The following is a 15278-nucleotide window of genomic DNA, read 5'->3' on the forward strand; positions in this document are numbered from 1 at the left end:
CCGGCCTCGCCGCGCGGCAGCACGAACTGCCCGCGCTGCGGAAACGCTTCGGCACGCGACGCCCCCGCGCCACCAGGGCGCCCGCCACCGCCTGCTGGAAATCCCCCCACCCAACCTTTTGAAACCGCCATGCGCCTGCTGGTCATCGAAGACAATCGCGACATCCTCGCCAACCTCGCCGACTACCTGGGCATGAAGGGCTATGTGGTGGACTGCGCCGCCGACGGCCTGACCGGCCTGCATCTGGCGGCCACCCAGCACTACGACCTGCTCGTGCTCGACGTGATGCTGCCAGGGCTGGACGGCTTCAGCCTGTGCGAGCGCCTGCGCGGCGGCGAGCGCAGGAACGTCCCGGTGATCATGCTGACCGCGCGCGACGCGCTCGACGACCGCCTGCAAGGCTTCCGCACCGGGGCCGACGACTACCTCACCAAACCGTTCGCCCTGCCCGAACTGGCCGCACGCATCGAAGCGGTACTCAAGCGCAGCCAGGGCGGCGCGCGCCACGAACTGCGCGTCGGCGATCTGAGCTACGATCTGGACACCCTCGAAGTGCGCCGCGCCGGGCAGGTGCTGCACCCCGGACCGATCGGCCTCAAGCTGCTCGCCGAGCTGATGCGCAGAAGCCCCGCCGTGGTCCGCCGCGAAGTGCTCGAAGAAGCCTTGTGGGGCGACAGCCCGCCGGACAGCGACGCGCTGCGCAGCCACATCCACGCGCTGCGCCAGCAGATCGACAAGCCGTTCGAAAGCGCGCTGCTGCATACCGTGCATGGCATCGGCTACCGCTTGGCCGAACGCTGACCCGCCGCCTTGACGTTTTCTTCACATCCCCCCGACTTTTCCTTGACTACCGCTGGACCAAGCTACGCGCTCACGCATCCGCTGGAGCCGTCATGTCCCGCAACACCGCCTCGGCCAGCATCGAGCTGCCGTTCAGCGACAAGTACACCCCGAACCATTCGCAGGCCTACCACGACAAGCACCAGGGAGACCTGCGCCGCCGCCTGTCCAACCTGCGCGATCAGCAACTCGCACGCCGCGCGCTCGCCCTCGCCGGCCAACCCCGACTGGTGCTCGATCTGCCCTGCGGTGCCGGGCGTTTCTGGGAAACCCTGGCCGAGCACCCCGAACGCCAGATCATCGCCGCCGACAATTCGGCCGCCATGCTGGAGGTGGCGCTCAAGAACGCCGATGCAGGCCTGCTTGAACGCATCCGCCCGCTGCACACTTCAGCCTTCTCCATCGACCTGCCGGATCAGTCGGTCGATAGCATTTTCTGCATGCGCCTGATGCATCACATCGGCGAAGCCGAGCACCGCCTGAGCATGCTGCGCGAATTCCATCGCGTAACCCGCGGCACGGTGATACTCTCGCTGTGGGTGGATGGCAACTACATGAGCTGGCGGCGCAAGCGGCAGGAAGAACGCCGCAAAACGCGCGGCCAGCATGGATACCAGAACCGTTTCGTGCTTCGCCGCTCCACGGTCGAAGCCGAATTCGCGTTCACCGGCTTCGACGTCGCCGCCCACCTGGACTTCCTACCGATGCATTCCATGTGGCGTACCTATGTCTTGCGAAGAAGCTGACCTCTCGCACTCAATTCACACGATTTCCGATTTCGAATACTGGTGGTCGCTGCCCGGCGACTGGGTCGAACCCCCGAACGAACGCCGCGGCGGCTGGAGTGGGGTGGTCCGCGCCGAGGTCAACGGGCGCATCCTGTACATCAAACGTCAGCTCAATCACCTGTACCGCAACCTGCGCCATCCGTTCGGCCACCCCACGGTCAGTCGCGAATGGCATTACCTGTGCGCGCTGGAAAGCCTGGGCATCCCGGCGCCACGCCCGGTGTTTCATCAAGCCAGACGCACTCGGGGCGGCGTCGAGGCAGTACTGGCGACCGAAGCCCTGGACGGATACCGGGCGATGTCGGAGTTTGGTTCGCTGCCCACCGAACAACGCGTCTTGCTGGCACGCAAGCTGGGCACCCTGCTCGGCCGCCTGCACCGCGCCCGTCTGCAGCACAGCTGTCTGTACGACAAGCATGTGATGATCCGTCCGAACGGCGAAGGCGAACTGGACGTCGCCCTGCTCGATCTGGAAAAGATGCGACCGCGCCTGACCCGCAACCGGGCCGCCCGTCACGACCTCTCCCAACTGCGCAGACGCCAGTCCCTGCTCGATGATCAGGACTGGCGCGTTCTGATGGAAGCCCACGCCCGCCAGATCGACAGCGTGTGAAAACCTCCTTATCCCGCCGCCTGTTCCGCACGCTCTTCGCCATCAGCCTGATCAACGTCGGGGTCACGCTGATGGTTCTGGAGTTCGTGTACGAGGACATGGAAGAAACCATCCTGCAGCAGGAGCTCGCACTGGAGCGCAGGTTCCTCGAAGAGCGCATTACCGAGGCGCGCGCGCGCACCTGGAGCACCGCGCTGCTGAACGCCGTATACATTCCGGATGGTGATGAGGAGTTCGAGCTCCCTTCCCTGTTCCAGGGTCGTGAAATCCCCTTTTCCGCTGAGGTGGAAGTGGGAGCGCTGACCTTTCTGATTTCCATTGAGCGCACCACCGAACCACCCGGCGTCCTGTACCTCGCCCAGGAAATCACCTTGATGGAAAATCGCGAGGACGTACTGCAAATCGGCGTCGGCCTGTTCGCCCTCTTCGCCCTGGGCATGGTGCTGCTGCTCGCACGCATCGGCACCCGGCGCGTCGTCGGCCCGCTGGAGAATCTGGCCCGCGAGATCGCCCGCGTTCGCCCGGGCACCCTCTACGCCCGCATCCAGACACCCTACGCGGACGCCGAACTGGCCAACATCGCCGATACCCTCAACCAGCTTCTGAATGAACTCGACGCCTACGTGCAGCGCGAGAAATCCCTGGTCAGCCTGGCCAGCCACGAACTGCGCACGCCGGTCGCCGTCATCTCCGGCGCGCTCGACGTGCTGGAGCAACGCGATTCACTCGGCGAGGCCGACCGCCGGACGGTGGCGCGCATCCGCCGCGCCGCCGACGAAATGCATGCCGATGTGCAGACCCTGCTCAAGCTCGCCCGCCGCTCCAGCGAGCACGAGCAGAGCGAGGCGGTCGACCTGGCCGCCAGCGTACGCGCGGTGATCACCGATCTCAGTGGCGGAAATCCGGCCCTGAAGGAGCGCATCGAATGCGTCTGGCCCGCCCAGGCTCCCGTGATCGATGCCGATCCGGCGCTGGTGCGCATGCTGCTGCGCAATCTGGTGCAGAACGCGGTACGCCATACCACGGGGCAGGTCCGCATCGCACTGGGTCCGCACAGCCTGAGCATCATCGACACCGGCGCAGGGCTGCCGGAGCACATCCGCGCGCGCCTCAGCGGCCCGCAGGACCGGCGGATCCCGGAAGACGGCCTGGGGCTGTTCATCGTCCGGCTGATCTGCGAACGCCTCGGCTGGCTGCTGCAGGCCCGGCGCGGCGATACTGGCGGCACCATCTTCGATCTGCTGTTCCTGCCGGACGCGGCCCGCGCCATGCCCTCCGACTGAGCATCCTAGCGCGAACGCAACACGTCCAGATCGGCCTGATTGCGCTCATCCGAATACAGGACAGCCTCATCCATCGGTGCATCGGCGAAGCACTGCACCAGCACATTGCTCAGCGACCGGTCGTGAAACAGGATTTCCACCGCGCAGCGTCCATATTCGGCCTCGATGGTCGCCAGCAGGTTGCGCGCATAAGGCGTGGCCAGACGTGCATCGAGCAGCAGATTGGCGAACAGGATGCCGTCCGGCGCCAGCGCGCGCCGCGTATCGCGCCAGAACTCCCGCGTGACCAGATGCGCCGGAATGCTGGTGAGCGCACTGTAGGCATCGACCACCACCACATCGAAGCGCTCGCGCGTCGTGGCGACGAACTGGCGCGCATCGTCGGCCACGAAGCGGCCCCGGATCGGCTCCCCAAGAAAATCGCGCTCGGCCAGTTCGCGGATCGCCGGGTCGATGTCCACATAGACGAACTCGTTCTCCTCCGCGCGGTGCGACAGCGTGAACCCGCCCGCGCCGAGCACCGCGATGCGCCTGCCGCGCAGCCCCATTTCCTCGAATCGCGCGCGCAGGCGCTCGATGTAGCGGCTGTAGCGCGGCGGCTCGTGGCGGTCGATGATCGACGCCACTGAATTGTTGACCCAGAAAACCCGGGGCTGCTGCAGGCCGGGCAGACGCACCTGCTCCACCCGGTACGTGGCATAGGCGGTTTCGGTGTGCTGGGGCAGCAGCAGATTCGCCCCCAGCGCCCCCAGGCCGATCGACAGCGCGGCGAACCATTCCCGTCCGCCCCCCGGCGCCGGGCCGATGAACGGCGCCACCGCCAGCAGCATGCCGGCGCATACCAGCACCGCGGCGGAAACCCCCAGCCACTGCATGACCAGCAGCGAAAGCGACAGCGAGCCGAGAAAGGAGCCCAGCGTGGACCAGTACAGGGCCATGCCGCTGCGCGCGCCCACATGCTCGTGGCGCAGCAGGTTGGTGAGGATGGGCACGGTCTGCCCGAGCAGCCAGGCCACCGGGCACAGCACGCCAAGAACGAACACCAGATAGGCCAGCAGCACCGGCTGCAGCGCGGCGAACAGCGCATCGACCACCGGCCCGGCCAGGCCGAAGGCGATCAGCGCGGCGGAGATCAGGAAGTTGCGCCGCACCCGCGCCAGGTAATCGCCCGCCACCCGCCCCCCGGCGTGATAACCCAGCGCCAGGGCCAGCAGGAAGAAGCCGATGGTGGGCGCGGTGACGGTGATCGCGCTGCCCATGTAGGGCACCAGCCGGCGCAGGGCGATGATCTCCGCGCCGAGCGAGGAGAAGCCTTCGACGAACACCATGACGAACAGCAAGGCGCCTGGCAGGGCACTCGCCGGCGCGGGGCCGGCATTTTCGGCAGAGGACATGAACTGGACCAGAGGACGCAGAAATCGGCAACGCATCGGGGGTCACATCACCCGGTGCGTGCCCCCGGGCCGATGATCCGGACAGGCGGCGCGCTGTCAATGCCGTTCCACCATGTTGCCCGCCACCTTGCGGGTTTCCAGCCAGCCGGCCATCAACGCACGGCACACCTCCACCGGCAGCAGCACGCGCAACTGCTCGGCGGTGACCTGCTCACTCGCCTGCCGGTACGGACACTGCCGTCCCGCTGGACGCGTAGCCGCTCCGAATCGCCGTCGGGCGATACAAAAGCTCGATGAGCTTTGTTAGCTGATCGTCAAAGCTCCGGAACTTTCAAAGATAGGCGGGGCACCATCGAACCATCCATCGAGATGGATTCGCGGGCATTGGATCTCCTTCTTGCCGGCGAGCAGCCACATGAAAGGTGCGAGCGTGCGAGACATTTCCTTCACGCTCTCAGGCGGTCTTGGCGAACAAGGCCACGTCCCGCAGCCCTTTGAAGTGCGCATCGCAGGTGAGCAGTTCGGCGCCCTGGTGCCGTGCCGTCGCGTAGACGATGGCATCGGCGGTGGCCAGCTTGTGCTCGCGATGCAGGTCTGCCGCCAACAGGGCGATGCGGGTATCCAGCGGCACAACGACGCATTTTTGCGTGTAGGCAATCACCTGGTCGGCCTGTTCCTCGCCCAGTTCGCGCACCAGCCACTTCGACAGTTCGAGCTGCACGATGGTGGGCACGATGCACTGCGGCTTGTCCGGGAACTGCTTGCCCAGCTTCTTGCCGACCGCGCTGCCGGTGAGCCATTCGATCCAGGCCGAGGTATCGACCACGCGCAGCGGCGCCGCCATTAGTAACGGTCCTCGCGGTCGCGGTAGCCGTCGGTGCGCGCCCCCTTGGCGATGCCGGCCAACTGCTCCAGCTCGAGCACCGGCATGACCAGCACGCCCTTGCCCTTGGGAATGAACACGAACTCCTGCCCGGCTTCCCAGTGCTGCTCCTCGCGCACGGCCTTGGGGATGGAAATCTGGAACTTGCTGGACAGGGTGGCGGTGGCGGTCATTTTCGTACCCTCAAAGCGTCGATAACGATTTGGTAAGAATACACCCCTGCGCCCTGGGCAGCCAGCCACGTTCATCCCACCTCCATCCCCCGCTGCCAGCCGAATCCCCAGCTCACGCTGCCGCCGCGCACCACCACGCCCCTGGACTCACGTAAATCATTGATAAACCTGACACAGCAGGCTAGATCGTAGTCCAGCGAAGTTCGGCGCTGGAGTCAGCTTGAAACAGAAAAAGGCCGGGGAAGTCTCCCCGGCCTTTTCCATGCGATGGCACGCCGGCGGCATGCCGGCCGCCGTCAGTGGGTGAAGAAACCGACTCCCACCAGCACCAGCAGCACCAGCCCGATGGTAATCAGCGTCAGCCCCAGGACCACCGAACCGACATGCAGCGGCCTGGACGGCTCATCCACCAGATACTTCTCCAGCTCGCCACTGGCCAGCAGGCGCTGGTACTGGGCCGGATGCTCGCGGCGAAACTCTTCCAGCGACTGCGTGCCGGTGAACATCACCACGTCGGGCGGCGGCAGCTTGTCGGGGCGGAAGTGGTTGTTGAAGAAATGCACGGTGAAGAGGAACACCGCCGCGAGGAAGGCTTCCTCACCATGCACCAGCGTCGCCACGTTGAACACCCAGCCCGGCAGGAAGCTCGCGGTGACGTGCGGGAAGGCCAGCATCAGCCCGCTCCAGCCGATCACGTTCACCCCCCAGAATACCGCCCAGTAGTCGAACTTCTCGAAATAGGTCCAGCGGTCGAACTTCGGCTTCGGACCCTTGCCCAGGAACCACTTGAACATGCCCACGCAGTCGTCCAGATCCTTCCAGTTGGGCAACAGCGAATCCGGGCCGAACCAGCGGAAGTTCCTGTCGCGCAGCAGCTTCTGCATCACGTAGAGGAAGTGGATCAGGAAGATGCCGACGAAGAAGCCCGCGGCGATCCGGTGCACGATGCCCATGTTGCGCGGACCGCCCAGGGCCGCGGCCACCTGCGGCGCCCAGTCGGTATGGGCGAACAGTGCCGCCGTGCCGGTGACGATGAGCGTCATGGTCACCAGCGCGAACACCAGGTGGGCAACGCGCCAGCCCCACGGGAAGCGGCGGAAGTGCTTCTCCGGCAAGGCCAGGGTGGCGGTATCCACATGGGTCTCCAGCCTGTGTTCCTTGCGCTCCTTCCACTCGCGGTAGTACCACAGCGCGCAATGCGTCCAGAAGAAGGCGAACACGACGATCAGCAGCCCCACCATGAAGCGGGTGGCGATCCACATCTGCGGATACTTCTCGAAGTCGTGGCTGTTGGCGTGCGGGCCGAAGGTGACGAAGCCCGCGGTGGCCGTGACCATGCCCGGCTTGCGGTCGTTGTGGCACTGCTGGCAGGTCTTCAGGCGGTTGTCCATGTGCACCTTGGAGTCCGGATCTTCCGCCCCCAGGATGCCGTGGCTGCCGTGGCAGTCGGAGCACTTGGCCGTGTAGGTCCAGCCCAGCTTGCTGACCTGGCCGTGGTAGGTGTCGCGATAGCTGTTCAGCTCCGCCAGGTGGCAGCCGCCGCAAGCCTCGATGTTCTCCAGTTTGAACGGATCGGACGACGCGCCGCGCACCTCGTGGGTGGTGTGGCAATCGGTGCACACCGCCCCCTTGGCGTCGCCCTCGCCCATCACCAGTTGGCCATGCACCGAGGTCTCGAAGTCCTCCAACTGGTCCTCGTGGCAGGCCAGCCCGCAAGTCTGCGGAATGGACAGCCGCCATTGCTCGCGCTCCGGCGTGCCCGCCTTGGGTACGGCGAAATCGTGCGTGTTGTGGCAGTCGCTGCAGGCAGCCTTGGGCCGGTCCGGATAATCGGTATCCGGGCGGGCATGGAAGGAGTCCTTGTACGCGGCGATGTTGGCGGCCACCACGCCCAGGCGGTCCTTGTTCTTCGACTCGCCGCGCGCCTGCGCTTCGTCCCACAGCTTCGCGTGGCAGCTGGAGCACTCGGCAGGCGCCACGCCCTCGGCCTTGACGTGGTTTTCCTGGGCGTCGACGATCTCGGCATGGCATGAGACGCAGCTCATGCCGGCATGCACGCCCTTGCCGAAGCGCTCCGCATGGATCGTGGCAAGCGGCCTCGGCTCGTCGTCCAGGCCGGGCACTTCGATTTCCTCCGCACCATCCGCGTGGCAGGAGAGACAGGTGGCATCATCCAGGGCTGCGTGCGGACTGGCCGGCGAGGCCGCGGTCGCGTGGGCCGTGGCGAAGCCCGCCACACAGGCGCAGACCATCAGCAGGCGCGCCACGAGATTCTTGGTTGGCATATCACTGTTCCAGAAACGGGCTCTCCGGCCGCCTGCGGCAGTCCTGGAACCGCCAAGACCCCGACGTCCCGGTGAATCATGGACGCGGCGGAGTCTCGGCGGCCCGAGCCTTTTATTTATTGGAATTTGTAGATGTAACGCACGCTGAAGAAGTTGGAGACCTGCTTCGGCTTGGTATAGACCGTGGTGCCATCGACGTTCGCGTTGGCGCCATAGACGAAGGGCGAGCCGTCGGCGAACTGCCAGGTCCAGTCATCCGTCTTCCAGCGTTCGTGGATGAAGTCGAAGCGCACGTCGGCGGATTTGTCGATCGCGTAGGTCGAGAACAGCGAGAGGCGCAGGAGCTTGTTCTCGATGTCCGGCACGCCCAGCGAGAGGTTGGCCTGCGTGGGGAACACGGCCACGCCGCCAGCGGCCAGCGGGGAGACATCCTGGCCATACTTGCTGACCGAGCGGAACCATTCCAGATCCGCGCCGAAGTTCAGGCGGGAAGTGAATTCCCAGCGCAGGCCCAGGCCCAGGGAGTTGCCCGTATCCTGCAGGTCCGTGTACTTGACCGCCGGATCGCCGAAGCCGCCGCCGGATCCGCCCGTGGTATGGGTGCGGTAGTGGGACTGCTCGGCCTTGTTCTGGTCGTAGCTGTACCAGGCGGTGAGCTTCAGTTCGTCGCTCACCGTGTAGACCGCATCAATGCTGTACAGGCGGTTCGTCCCCTTGTCCAGGCCGTGGGTCATGGTGGCCTGGTTGTCGTAGTCATCCCGCCCTTCCTCGGCGCTGAACTGGAAGGACAGCGCCTCGGACGGCGACCAGTCCACGCTCAGCCGCAGCCGGTCGCGGTCGCGCCCGGCCATGTGCAAGGGGTTAGTCAGGTTGCGGATGTCCTGCAGGCCGCCGAGGCCGACGTCGTCGGAGTGGTCCCACAGCGCCCGCTTGTAGCGGTTGCCGCTGCGGCGGCTGTGCAGGTAGGAGATGCGCCCGTTGGCGACGTCGGATAGGGAACGGCGCAGCTCCAGCCGCCCCGTCGTCTCATCCACCTGGCTGCGCAGGGGCACCACGATCTCTTTCTCCGCGCCGGTCACGCGCAGGGGCCGGTCCCGGTCCTGACGCTTGTCCTCCACCCCGGCGGTGAAGCTGTAGACCTTGGCGAAGCGGTAGGTGCCTTCCAGCTTGCTGGTGACGGTCGTGTAGGAGTTGCGCACGTAATCCGGAGAGGTGGCGTTGTACGCGGCGCCCGCCGTGGAGTAGGTGCGGATCGGCGTCTTGTCCTCGACATCGTGGTAGCGCAGGCTGGCGTTCAGGGAAAAGTTCTTGAACGGCCGGGAGGTCAGGCCCAGATGGACCAGCCTGGTATCCACCTTGCCATCCAACTTGTCCGGGCCAACGGCCCGCTGGTGTTCAGACGGCCAGTCGGTGACGCCATTGGTGGGCAGGGAATCGTCCTGGATGGCGCGGGCGTACTCCAGCTTGAGGGTGGCGCGCGTGGTCGGCGTAAAGTTGTAGCCGCCGTTCAGGAAGAACTGATGCGCCTCGTTGTCTCCCGGGAAGGAGAGATAGGTCGGATTGGTGACGGACCCCGCGCCGGTGTAGCCGACCCGCACCAGCGGATTGTTGTTTTTATACCAACTGCCGTTGTAGCCCCCGCGCAACTGCCATTTCTTGGTGGTGTAGGAGAGGGCCGTCTCGATCTGGCGCGTGGTGCTGTCGACGGGCTCGGTGACGAAATGCACGGAATGGCCCGGGCTCCAGGCACGCGTGCCGGTCTTTTCCTCGTGCTGGTAGTTGATGTTGAGGTCCAGCCCCGGCAGGAGGTTCTTGTAGAGCCCCAGGCTGGTCTGCTCACGCAGGGTCCCCAGGGTGAGGTCGCGGCGCGGGGCCGTGTCGAGCCCGGTATTGACGACGGTCTGCTTCGTCGTGCCGGCGCCCTGCAGCGGGGTGTTGAAGGTCTGGGGCGATTCGCGGGTGATACGGTTGTATTCCAGCTTGATGCCGATATCCCCCTGGCGCAGGTATTCCCCCTGCAGCGAGCGGCTGCCGTCCACCCCCAGGCTGTCGGTCTTCAGGGTCATCCACGTTCCAGTGACCTCGTCCCGCTTGACGATGTCCGCATCCAGCAGCCAGAACGCCTTGTCCCCCTCGCGCATGCCGTCGTAGATACCCTGCTGGGCCCGGTCTTTCGACCAGACGCCGATGCCCACGGAAACCTTGCTTTCCGGCTTGATCAGTTCGTCCAGTTCATCCATTTCCTGGGCCCAGGCGGTGCCGCCGAAGGCGGAATACAGGGCCATGGCCACGGCGCTCAGGCGGAAGCTCTTGTGCATGTTCATGATCGTTCTCCCTGTCGATTAGCGGCGCAGGCTCTGAGATTGGACGTAGCCGCCCGCGGTGCCGTCGGCGCTGTTCTGGGTGCTGTTGCTGCCGTGGATGTTGGTGTGGCAGTTCAGGCAAGCACGCCCCACGGTCTGGAACTGGCCACTGCCCGGACCTTGCGGCAGGGAAGCCGCCGCGCCGTGGTGGCTCAGGCCGTCGTGGCAGCTCTGGCACAGGAAGGGCGGGCGCGACTTCAGCAGGTTGGGGCTGGTCGTGCCATGCGGGTTGTGGCAGATGGCGCAGTCCTCGGTCACCGGCTGGTGGCTATGCACGAACGGGCCGCGCTTTTCCATGTGGCAGGAATAGCAGGTGTCGTTGGTGCTGCTCTTGATGAGCGTCTTCGGGTTGTCGTTATGCACGTCGTGGCAGGAAGTGCACGCCACCTTGCCTTCGAGCACCGGGTGGTGGGACGGGCGGTTCACCTGGACGCGCTGTTCCTTGTGGCAGGCGAAGCAGACCTCGGTCTGGGCCTTCTTGTCGCGCACCTTGTCATGGTCCGTATGCACCTTGTGGCAGGAGGTGCAGGCCACGTCGCTGTTGGCATGCACGCTGGACTGCCAGTTGATGTGCTTGCCGCCCTGGTGGCAGCTCAGGCAGCTTTCGTTGCGCAGGAGGGCGGGCGTATCGGTGTTCTTGCCGAACCACAGATCCGGCTTCGGCGGCTTGCCGCTGCCCTTGTGGTTCAAGTGCGATTCGCTTTCGCCGTGGCAGTCCGTGCAGGTCGGCGTGCGGCCGTCGGCGGTGACGCCGTGCCTGGTCTTGCCGATGGCGAGCACCGATGGCCGCAGCTCCAGCATCGTCGGTTTGGAATCGTCGGCGTCATCGTGACAGGAGGTGCATTGCGCATCTCCTCTCAGGATCAGATCGTCGTCACCCTTTTCCGCGGCGTACGCGGTACTCAAAAAAAATGCGCTGACGCAAAGCGCCAACGCATAAGCCGTTCTCGAACTTATCATTATTTTCTCCACGCAGCCTCAGGCCCAATGCAGCGCTCCGGTCGCATCAGCGGCCTGCCCTGCAAGCTTTCTTGCGGGTTATCAAATCGCAGCATTTGGCGCATTTGCTGCGGCATCCGGACCGCCCGGCCATCACCCCTCACCCTGGGAATTCCCCGGGCCTGCGCTTGCCCCGGGAACGGTGTGGCCGGCGTTTCTCATGCACGGATTTAGTGCCCCAGTATCCAGGCGATCAGGTTCTGGAGTTCGGCGTCATCCTTGACTTCGATGATTCTGTGCTCCTCTTCGGAACCGTCTTCCAGCTTGACCACGGGGCCCGACTTCATGTGCTCGATGAGCTTTGCCGCGGCGTCGGCCTGCCCCCTGTGGTCTTCGGCGATCTTCTTCAGCGAAGGGCCTTTCTTGGATCTGGCGGGCGCATGGCACTTGGTACAGTCTTCCTTCTTGAACAGCCTCGAGGCGGCATCCGCATCGACGGCGCTGGCGCCTGCGGAGAACGACAGCAAGGCAACGGAAGAAACGAGCAAAGTTAGGCGGGAGGGATTGAGCTTCATGATTTCTCCTCTTCTGTAAAAACGTTTGGGGGAGTGTTTCCCCATGTAAATTTCCGGCGAATCTTCCCCCCGCAAGAAGGGAAATAAAATCGGAAGAAATTTAAAGTGCACGTAGGATGAAGCCTCTTTCCATAGGAAATTTCCTACACGCCCGGTGACGGTTTTTCAGTGCCGTACGGCACTCATGACTTAGGTCAAAAACCGCGCACGGCCGGGCGCAACGCACCATTAACCACTTTTCTAAAGGGGGTAAGGCGAGCAGAGGGAAATGCGATTCCTTCTCGACTCTGTACTTCGTCCAGAACACGGGCACTACCCCGATCGGAGTATTCCGACACAGCCCTCTTCCGCCCAAGAAAAAGCCCCGACATTTCTGCCGGGGCCGGTTGAAAGCGCACTGCCGGGTGTACGAAATACAACAGCAGGACTGCCTGCCGATACCGATGAAGTGTTACGTCCCACCCTCCGGCATGCGATCGAGCAGGTCGTGGGCAATCGCGTAGCGGATCAGTTCGGACAGGCTGGTCAGGTTCATCTTCGCCAGGATGCGCGTCTTGTGCGTGCTCACCGTCTTGACGCTCAGGTTCAGTTCGGTGGCGATGTCCGAAAGCCCCTTGCCGACGATGAGCATCTGGAAGATCTGGTACTCGCGGTCGGACAACCGGGTGTGCGGCGGCCCTTCCGTCACGCTCGGGATCAGGCCGCGCGCGAGCTGCTCGGCCATCGCCGGGCTCAGGTAGACGCCCCCGTTCATCACCTTCCGGATGATCGTGACCAACTGCTCGGCATCATTCTCCTTGGTCACATAGCCCGACGCCCCGGCGCGCAGCGCGCGCAACGCATATTGCCCTTCCTGGTGCATGGTGAGCACCAGGATCGGCATCAGCGGCTTCTCGGTGCGGATCTGCTTGATCAGATCCAGCCCGTTGCGGCCCGGCATCGAGATGTCGAGCAGCAGGATGTCCCAGTCGCGCTCGCGGATCTTCGCCAGCACCTCGTGGCCGTTGGCCGCCTCGCCGACCACGGCGAACTCTTCCTCGTCGGCCAGGATCATCTTCAGCCCGTCGCGGATGATGGCGTGATCGTCGGCAATCAGAACGCTGCTCATGCTTGAACCTCCTCGGTCACTGGACGCGACATCGGCACCACGACTTCCACCGTCGTTCCCCTGCCGATCTCGCTCGTGATGTACACCTCGCCGCCCAGCATCCACACTCTCTCGCGGATGCCGATCAGGCCAAACGAACCGTGCGGCCGGCCATGCTCCTCGAGCCGGATGCCCTTGCCGTCGTCCGCGACACGCAACTGCAGGCGCTCGCAGTCGACCTTCAGCGCCACCCTCACGTGCCTCGCCTCGGCGTGGCGCACCACGTTGGTCAGCGATTCCTGCAGGATGCGGAACAGCGCGCTCGACGCCTCGTCGCTGATTTCCAGCGGTACCTCGTCGTCCAGGTCCGCATCGATGAGCAGCCCGCTCTTCTGCGCCACGTCGTCGATCAGCCAGCCCACCGCGGGGAACAAGCCCAGATCGTCGAGCATCAGCGGACGCAATTCGGTTCCCAGCCGGCGCACGGAACTGATCGCCATGTCGATCTGCCCCTGCACGGTAACGACGCGCTCTTCCAGATCCGGACAATCCTTGCGCAGCCTCGCACGGATCGACGACAGGCCCAGCTTGAGTCCAGAGAGCTGCTGGCCGAGATCGTCGTGCAGTTCGCGGGCGATGCGCGTGCGCTCCTCTTCGCGCACCGATTGCAGCGAAGCGGAAAACTCGCGCAACTGCCGGTTCAGCCGGCGCAGTTCGGCCTCGTGCTCGAGGCGCATGGTGATGTCGCGCAGGATCGCCGTGAACAGCTTCTTGCCCGCGACGTTCAACTGCGAGATCGACGCATCCACGATGACCTCCTCGCCGGTCACGCGGCGGGCGACGATGTCCGCCCGCGCGCGCTTGATCCGCGCCGTCTGGCCGCTTTCGGAAAATTTGTCGATGTGGCTGCGGTGGCCGAAACGGTAGCGCTCGGGGATGAAGCGCTCGAGGGGCGTGCCCAGCGCATCGGCGGCGGAACAGCCGAACAGCTTTTCCGCCGCCGGGTTGAACAGCACGATGCGCTGGTTCTCGTCGATGGTGACGATCGCGTCCATCGCCGAACTGATGGTGCCCTGCAGCCGGGCCTGGCTTTCGCGCAGCGACTGCTCCAGCCCTTCCTCGCGCCTGAGCTCCCGGGCCAGCGCGAACGCCCCCAGCCCGAGCAGCACGATCACCCCCACCACCCATCCGGCGGTAAACATGGCCTGATCGTTCCAGGCGCTCAGCGAGGTGCTCACGGAGACCGAGATGGTGGCCATCAGCGGAAAGCCGTCCACGTCGCGCAAGGCGACGATGCGCGGCTCGCTTCCATGCGTGCGGTGCAGGATCTGCGGCGGGTCGCGTTCGGTGGCGCGCCACATCTCCCGGTCGCCGGTCAGCTCCTCGAGGAGCTCGCTCGACATGTATTCGGTGTACAGCGGCACGCCGTCGCGCTTGAAGAGCGCGATCGAAGCACTGTCGTCGGGGGTGATCGAACGATACAGCTCGTCGAAGTAGTTCACCGGCACGCTTGCGACCACCACGCCGAGGTAGCGGCCATCCTCCCCCTCCAGCCTGCGGCTGACGAAGATCGACCACGCCCCGTCGACGCGGTTGCGCACGCGCAGCCCGATGAATGCCCCGTCGACCGTGCCATTGCGCTGCGCCACCACGTAATCGCGGTCGCCGACGAAGATGCCGACCGGAGACCCCAGCGCCGAATAGGCGACCCGGCCGTCCTCGCCGACGATGAACAGGGAACGCACCTGCTTGGCGCCGTGCATACGCGCATTCAGGATGGCGTTGATCGCGCCGACGTGGCTGCCGTCCCTCCGGGTCCACACCTCCTCCTGATGGAGACGCTCCACGGTGCCCTGCAGGATCAGATCGACACTCTGGAAAGCGCGGGCGGTCTGCTCGGAGAGGATCAGGCTGAGCGCGGAGAGGTTGCGCTCGATGCTGTCGACCTGCCGGCTGCGCGCATTCCACAGCGTCAGCGCGGCGGTCAGCGCCAGCACGCAGGAAACGATCAGCCAGAAGCACAGCACGGCCCGCGCCGGCCGTACATGCAGCCTG

General features: G+C 65.0%; 13 protein-coding genes. 4 read left to right on the forward strand and 9 right to left on the reverse strand.

The genetic code is table 11. The features are described 5' to 3' along the window. The first annotated feature begins 129 nt into the window (after positions 1–129). From E6C76_RS13280 to E6C76_RS13295, 4 genes are all read left to right on the forward strand, one after another. A complete protein-coding gene (locus tag E6C76_RS13280) occupies positions 130–801 on the forward strand; it encodes a response regulator transcription factor (RefSeq protein WP_136348726.1) in 672 nt (223 codons plus the stop codon). A 92-nt stretch (positions 802–893) separates the two neighbouring features. Continuing rightward, positions 894–1586 (forward strand): class I SAM-dependent methyltransferase, encoded by a 693-nt coding sequence (locus tag E6C76_RS13285; RefSeq protein ID WP_136348727.1) that lies wholly within the window; start codon positions 894–896, stop codon positions 1584–1586. Then, positions 1567–2241 carry a lipopolysaccharide kinase InaA family protein gene (locus tag E6C76_RS13290; protein ID WP_136348728.1) on the forward strand — a complete coding sequence of 225 codons (675 nt, stop codon included), beginning with the start codon at positions 1567–1569 and terminating at the stop codon, positions 2239–2241. Before E6C76_RS13285 ends, E6C76_RS13290 begins: the two co-directional genes overlap by 20 nt. Further along, complete coding sequence (locus E6C76_RS13295) at positions 2238–3524, forward strand: HAMP domain-containing sensor histidine kinase (protein WP_136348729.1); 1287 nt, start codon at positions 2238–2240, stop codon at positions 3522–3524. Before E6C76_RS13290 ends, E6C76_RS13295 begins: the two co-directional genes overlap by 4 nt. A 5-nt stretch (positions 3525–3529) precedes the next feature. Here E6C76_RS13295 and E6C76_RS13300 read toward each other — a convergent pair whose 3' ends face one another. From E6C76_RS13300 to E6C76_RS13340, 9 genes are all read right to left on the reverse strand, one after another. Further along, a complete protein-coding gene (locus E6C76_RS13300) occupies positions 3530–4918 on the reverse strand; it encodes a fused MFS/spermidine synthase (RefSeq protein WP_136348730.1) in 1389 nt (462 codons plus the stop codon). 454 nt (positions 4919–5372) lie between these two features. Then, positions 5373–5762 carry a type II toxin-antitoxin system VapC family toxin gene (locus E6C76_RS13305; protein ID WP_136348731.1) on the reverse strand — a complete coding sequence of 130 codons (390 nt, stop codon included), beginning with the start codon at positions 5760–5762 and terminating at the stop codon, positions 5373–5375. Continuing rightward, complete coding sequence (locus E6C76_RS13310) at positions 5762–5974, reverse strand: AbrB/MazE/SpoVT family DNA-binding domain-containing protein (RefSeq protein WP_136348732.1); 213 nt, start codon at positions 5972–5974, stop codon at positions 5762–5764. Before E6C76_RS13310 ends, E6C76_RS13305 begins: the two co-directional genes overlap by 1 nt. Positions 5975–6270: 296 nt before the next feature. Next, positions 6271–8259 carry a cytochrome C gene (locus E6C76_RS13315; RefSeq protein ID WP_230976277.1) on the reverse strand — a complete coding sequence of 663 codons (1989 nt, stop codon included), beginning with the start codon at positions 8257–8259 and terminating at the stop codon, positions 6271–6273. 116 nt (positions 8260–8375) lie between these two features. After that, a complete protein-coding gene (locus E6C76_RS13320) occupies positions 8376–10583 on the reverse strand; it encodes an MtrB/PioB family decaheme-associated outer membrane protein (protein ID WP_136348733.1) in 2208 nt (735 codons plus the stop codon). A gap of 18 nt (positions 10584–10601) precedes the next feature. Continuing rightward, on the reverse strand, positions 10602–11528 hold the full coding sequence (locus tag E6C76_RS13325; protein ID WP_230976278.1) for a DmsE family decaheme c-type cytochrome: 927 nt from the start codon (positions 11526–11528) through the stop codon (positions 10602–10604). Between the two features lie 263 nt (positions 11529–11791). Continuing rightward, positions 11792–12136 (reverse strand): c-type cytochrome, encoded by a 345-nt coding sequence (locus E6C76_RS13330; RefSeq protein WP_136348735.1) that lies wholly within the window; start codon positions 12134–12136, stop codon positions 11792–11794. Positions 12137–12587: 451 nt separating this feature from the next. Continuing rightward, on the reverse strand, positions 12588–13244 hold the full coding sequence (locus tag E6C76_RS13335; protein ID WP_136348736.1) for a response regulator: 657 nt from the start codon (positions 13242–13244) through the stop codon (positions 12588–12590). Further along, on the reverse strand, positions 13241–15250 hold the full coding sequence (locus E6C76_RS13340) for a PAS domain S-box protein (protein WP_168734339.1): 2010 nt from the start codon (positions 15248–15250) through the stop codon (positions 13241–13243). The genes E6C76_RS13335 and E6C76_RS13340 overlap by 4 nt, the downstream gene beginning before the upstream one ends. Between the last annotated feature and the right edge of the window lie 28 nt (positions 15251–15278).

The organism is Pseudothauera nasutitermitis (assembly GCF_004801295.1).
GTDB lineage: Bacteria > Pseudomonadota > Gammaproteobacteria > Burkholderiales > Rhodocyclaceae > Pseudothauera > Pseudothauera nasutitermitis.

Coding starts and splice junctions, on each gene's coding strand:
- E6C76_RS13280 (WP_136348726.1), top strand. CDS start 130: ATGCGCCTGCTGGTCATCGAAGACAATCGCGACATCCTCGCCAACCTC.
- E6C76_RS13285 (WP_136348727.1), top strand. CDS start 894: ATGTCCCGCAACACCGCCTCGGCCAGCATCGAGCTGCCGTTCAGCGAC.
- E6C76_RS13290 (WP_136348728.1), top strand. CDS start 1,567: ATGTCTTGCGAAGAAGCTGACCTCTCGCACTCAATTCACACGATTTCC.
- E6C76_RS13300 (WP_136348730.1), bottom strand. CDS start 4,918: ATGTCCTCTGCCGAAAATGCCGGCCCCGCGCCGGCGAGTGCCCTGCCA.
- E6C76_RS13305 (WP_136348731.1), bottom strand. CDS start 5,762: ATGGCGGCGCCGCTGCGCGTGGTCGATACCTCGGCCTGGATCGAATGG.
- E6C76_RS13310 (WP_136348732.1), bottom strand. CDS start 5,974: ATGACCGCCACCGCCACCCTGTCCAGCAAGTTCCAGATTTCCATCCCC.
- E6C76_RS13315 (WP_230976277.1), bottom strand. CDS start 8,259: ATGCCAACCAAGAATCTCGTGGCGCGCCTGCTGATGGTCTGCGCCTGT.
- E6C76_RS13320 (WP_136348733.1), bottom strand. CDS start 10,583: ATGAACATGCACAAGAGCTTCCGCCTGAGCGCCGTGGCCATGGCCCTG.
- E6C76_RS13330 (WP_136348735.1), bottom strand. CDS start 12,136: ATGAAGCTCAATCCCTCCCGCCTAACTTTGCTCGTTTCTTCCGTTGCC.
- E6C76_RS13335 (WP_136348736.1), bottom strand. CDS start 13,244: ATGAGCAGCGTTCTGATTGCCGACGATCACGCCATCATCCGCGACGGG.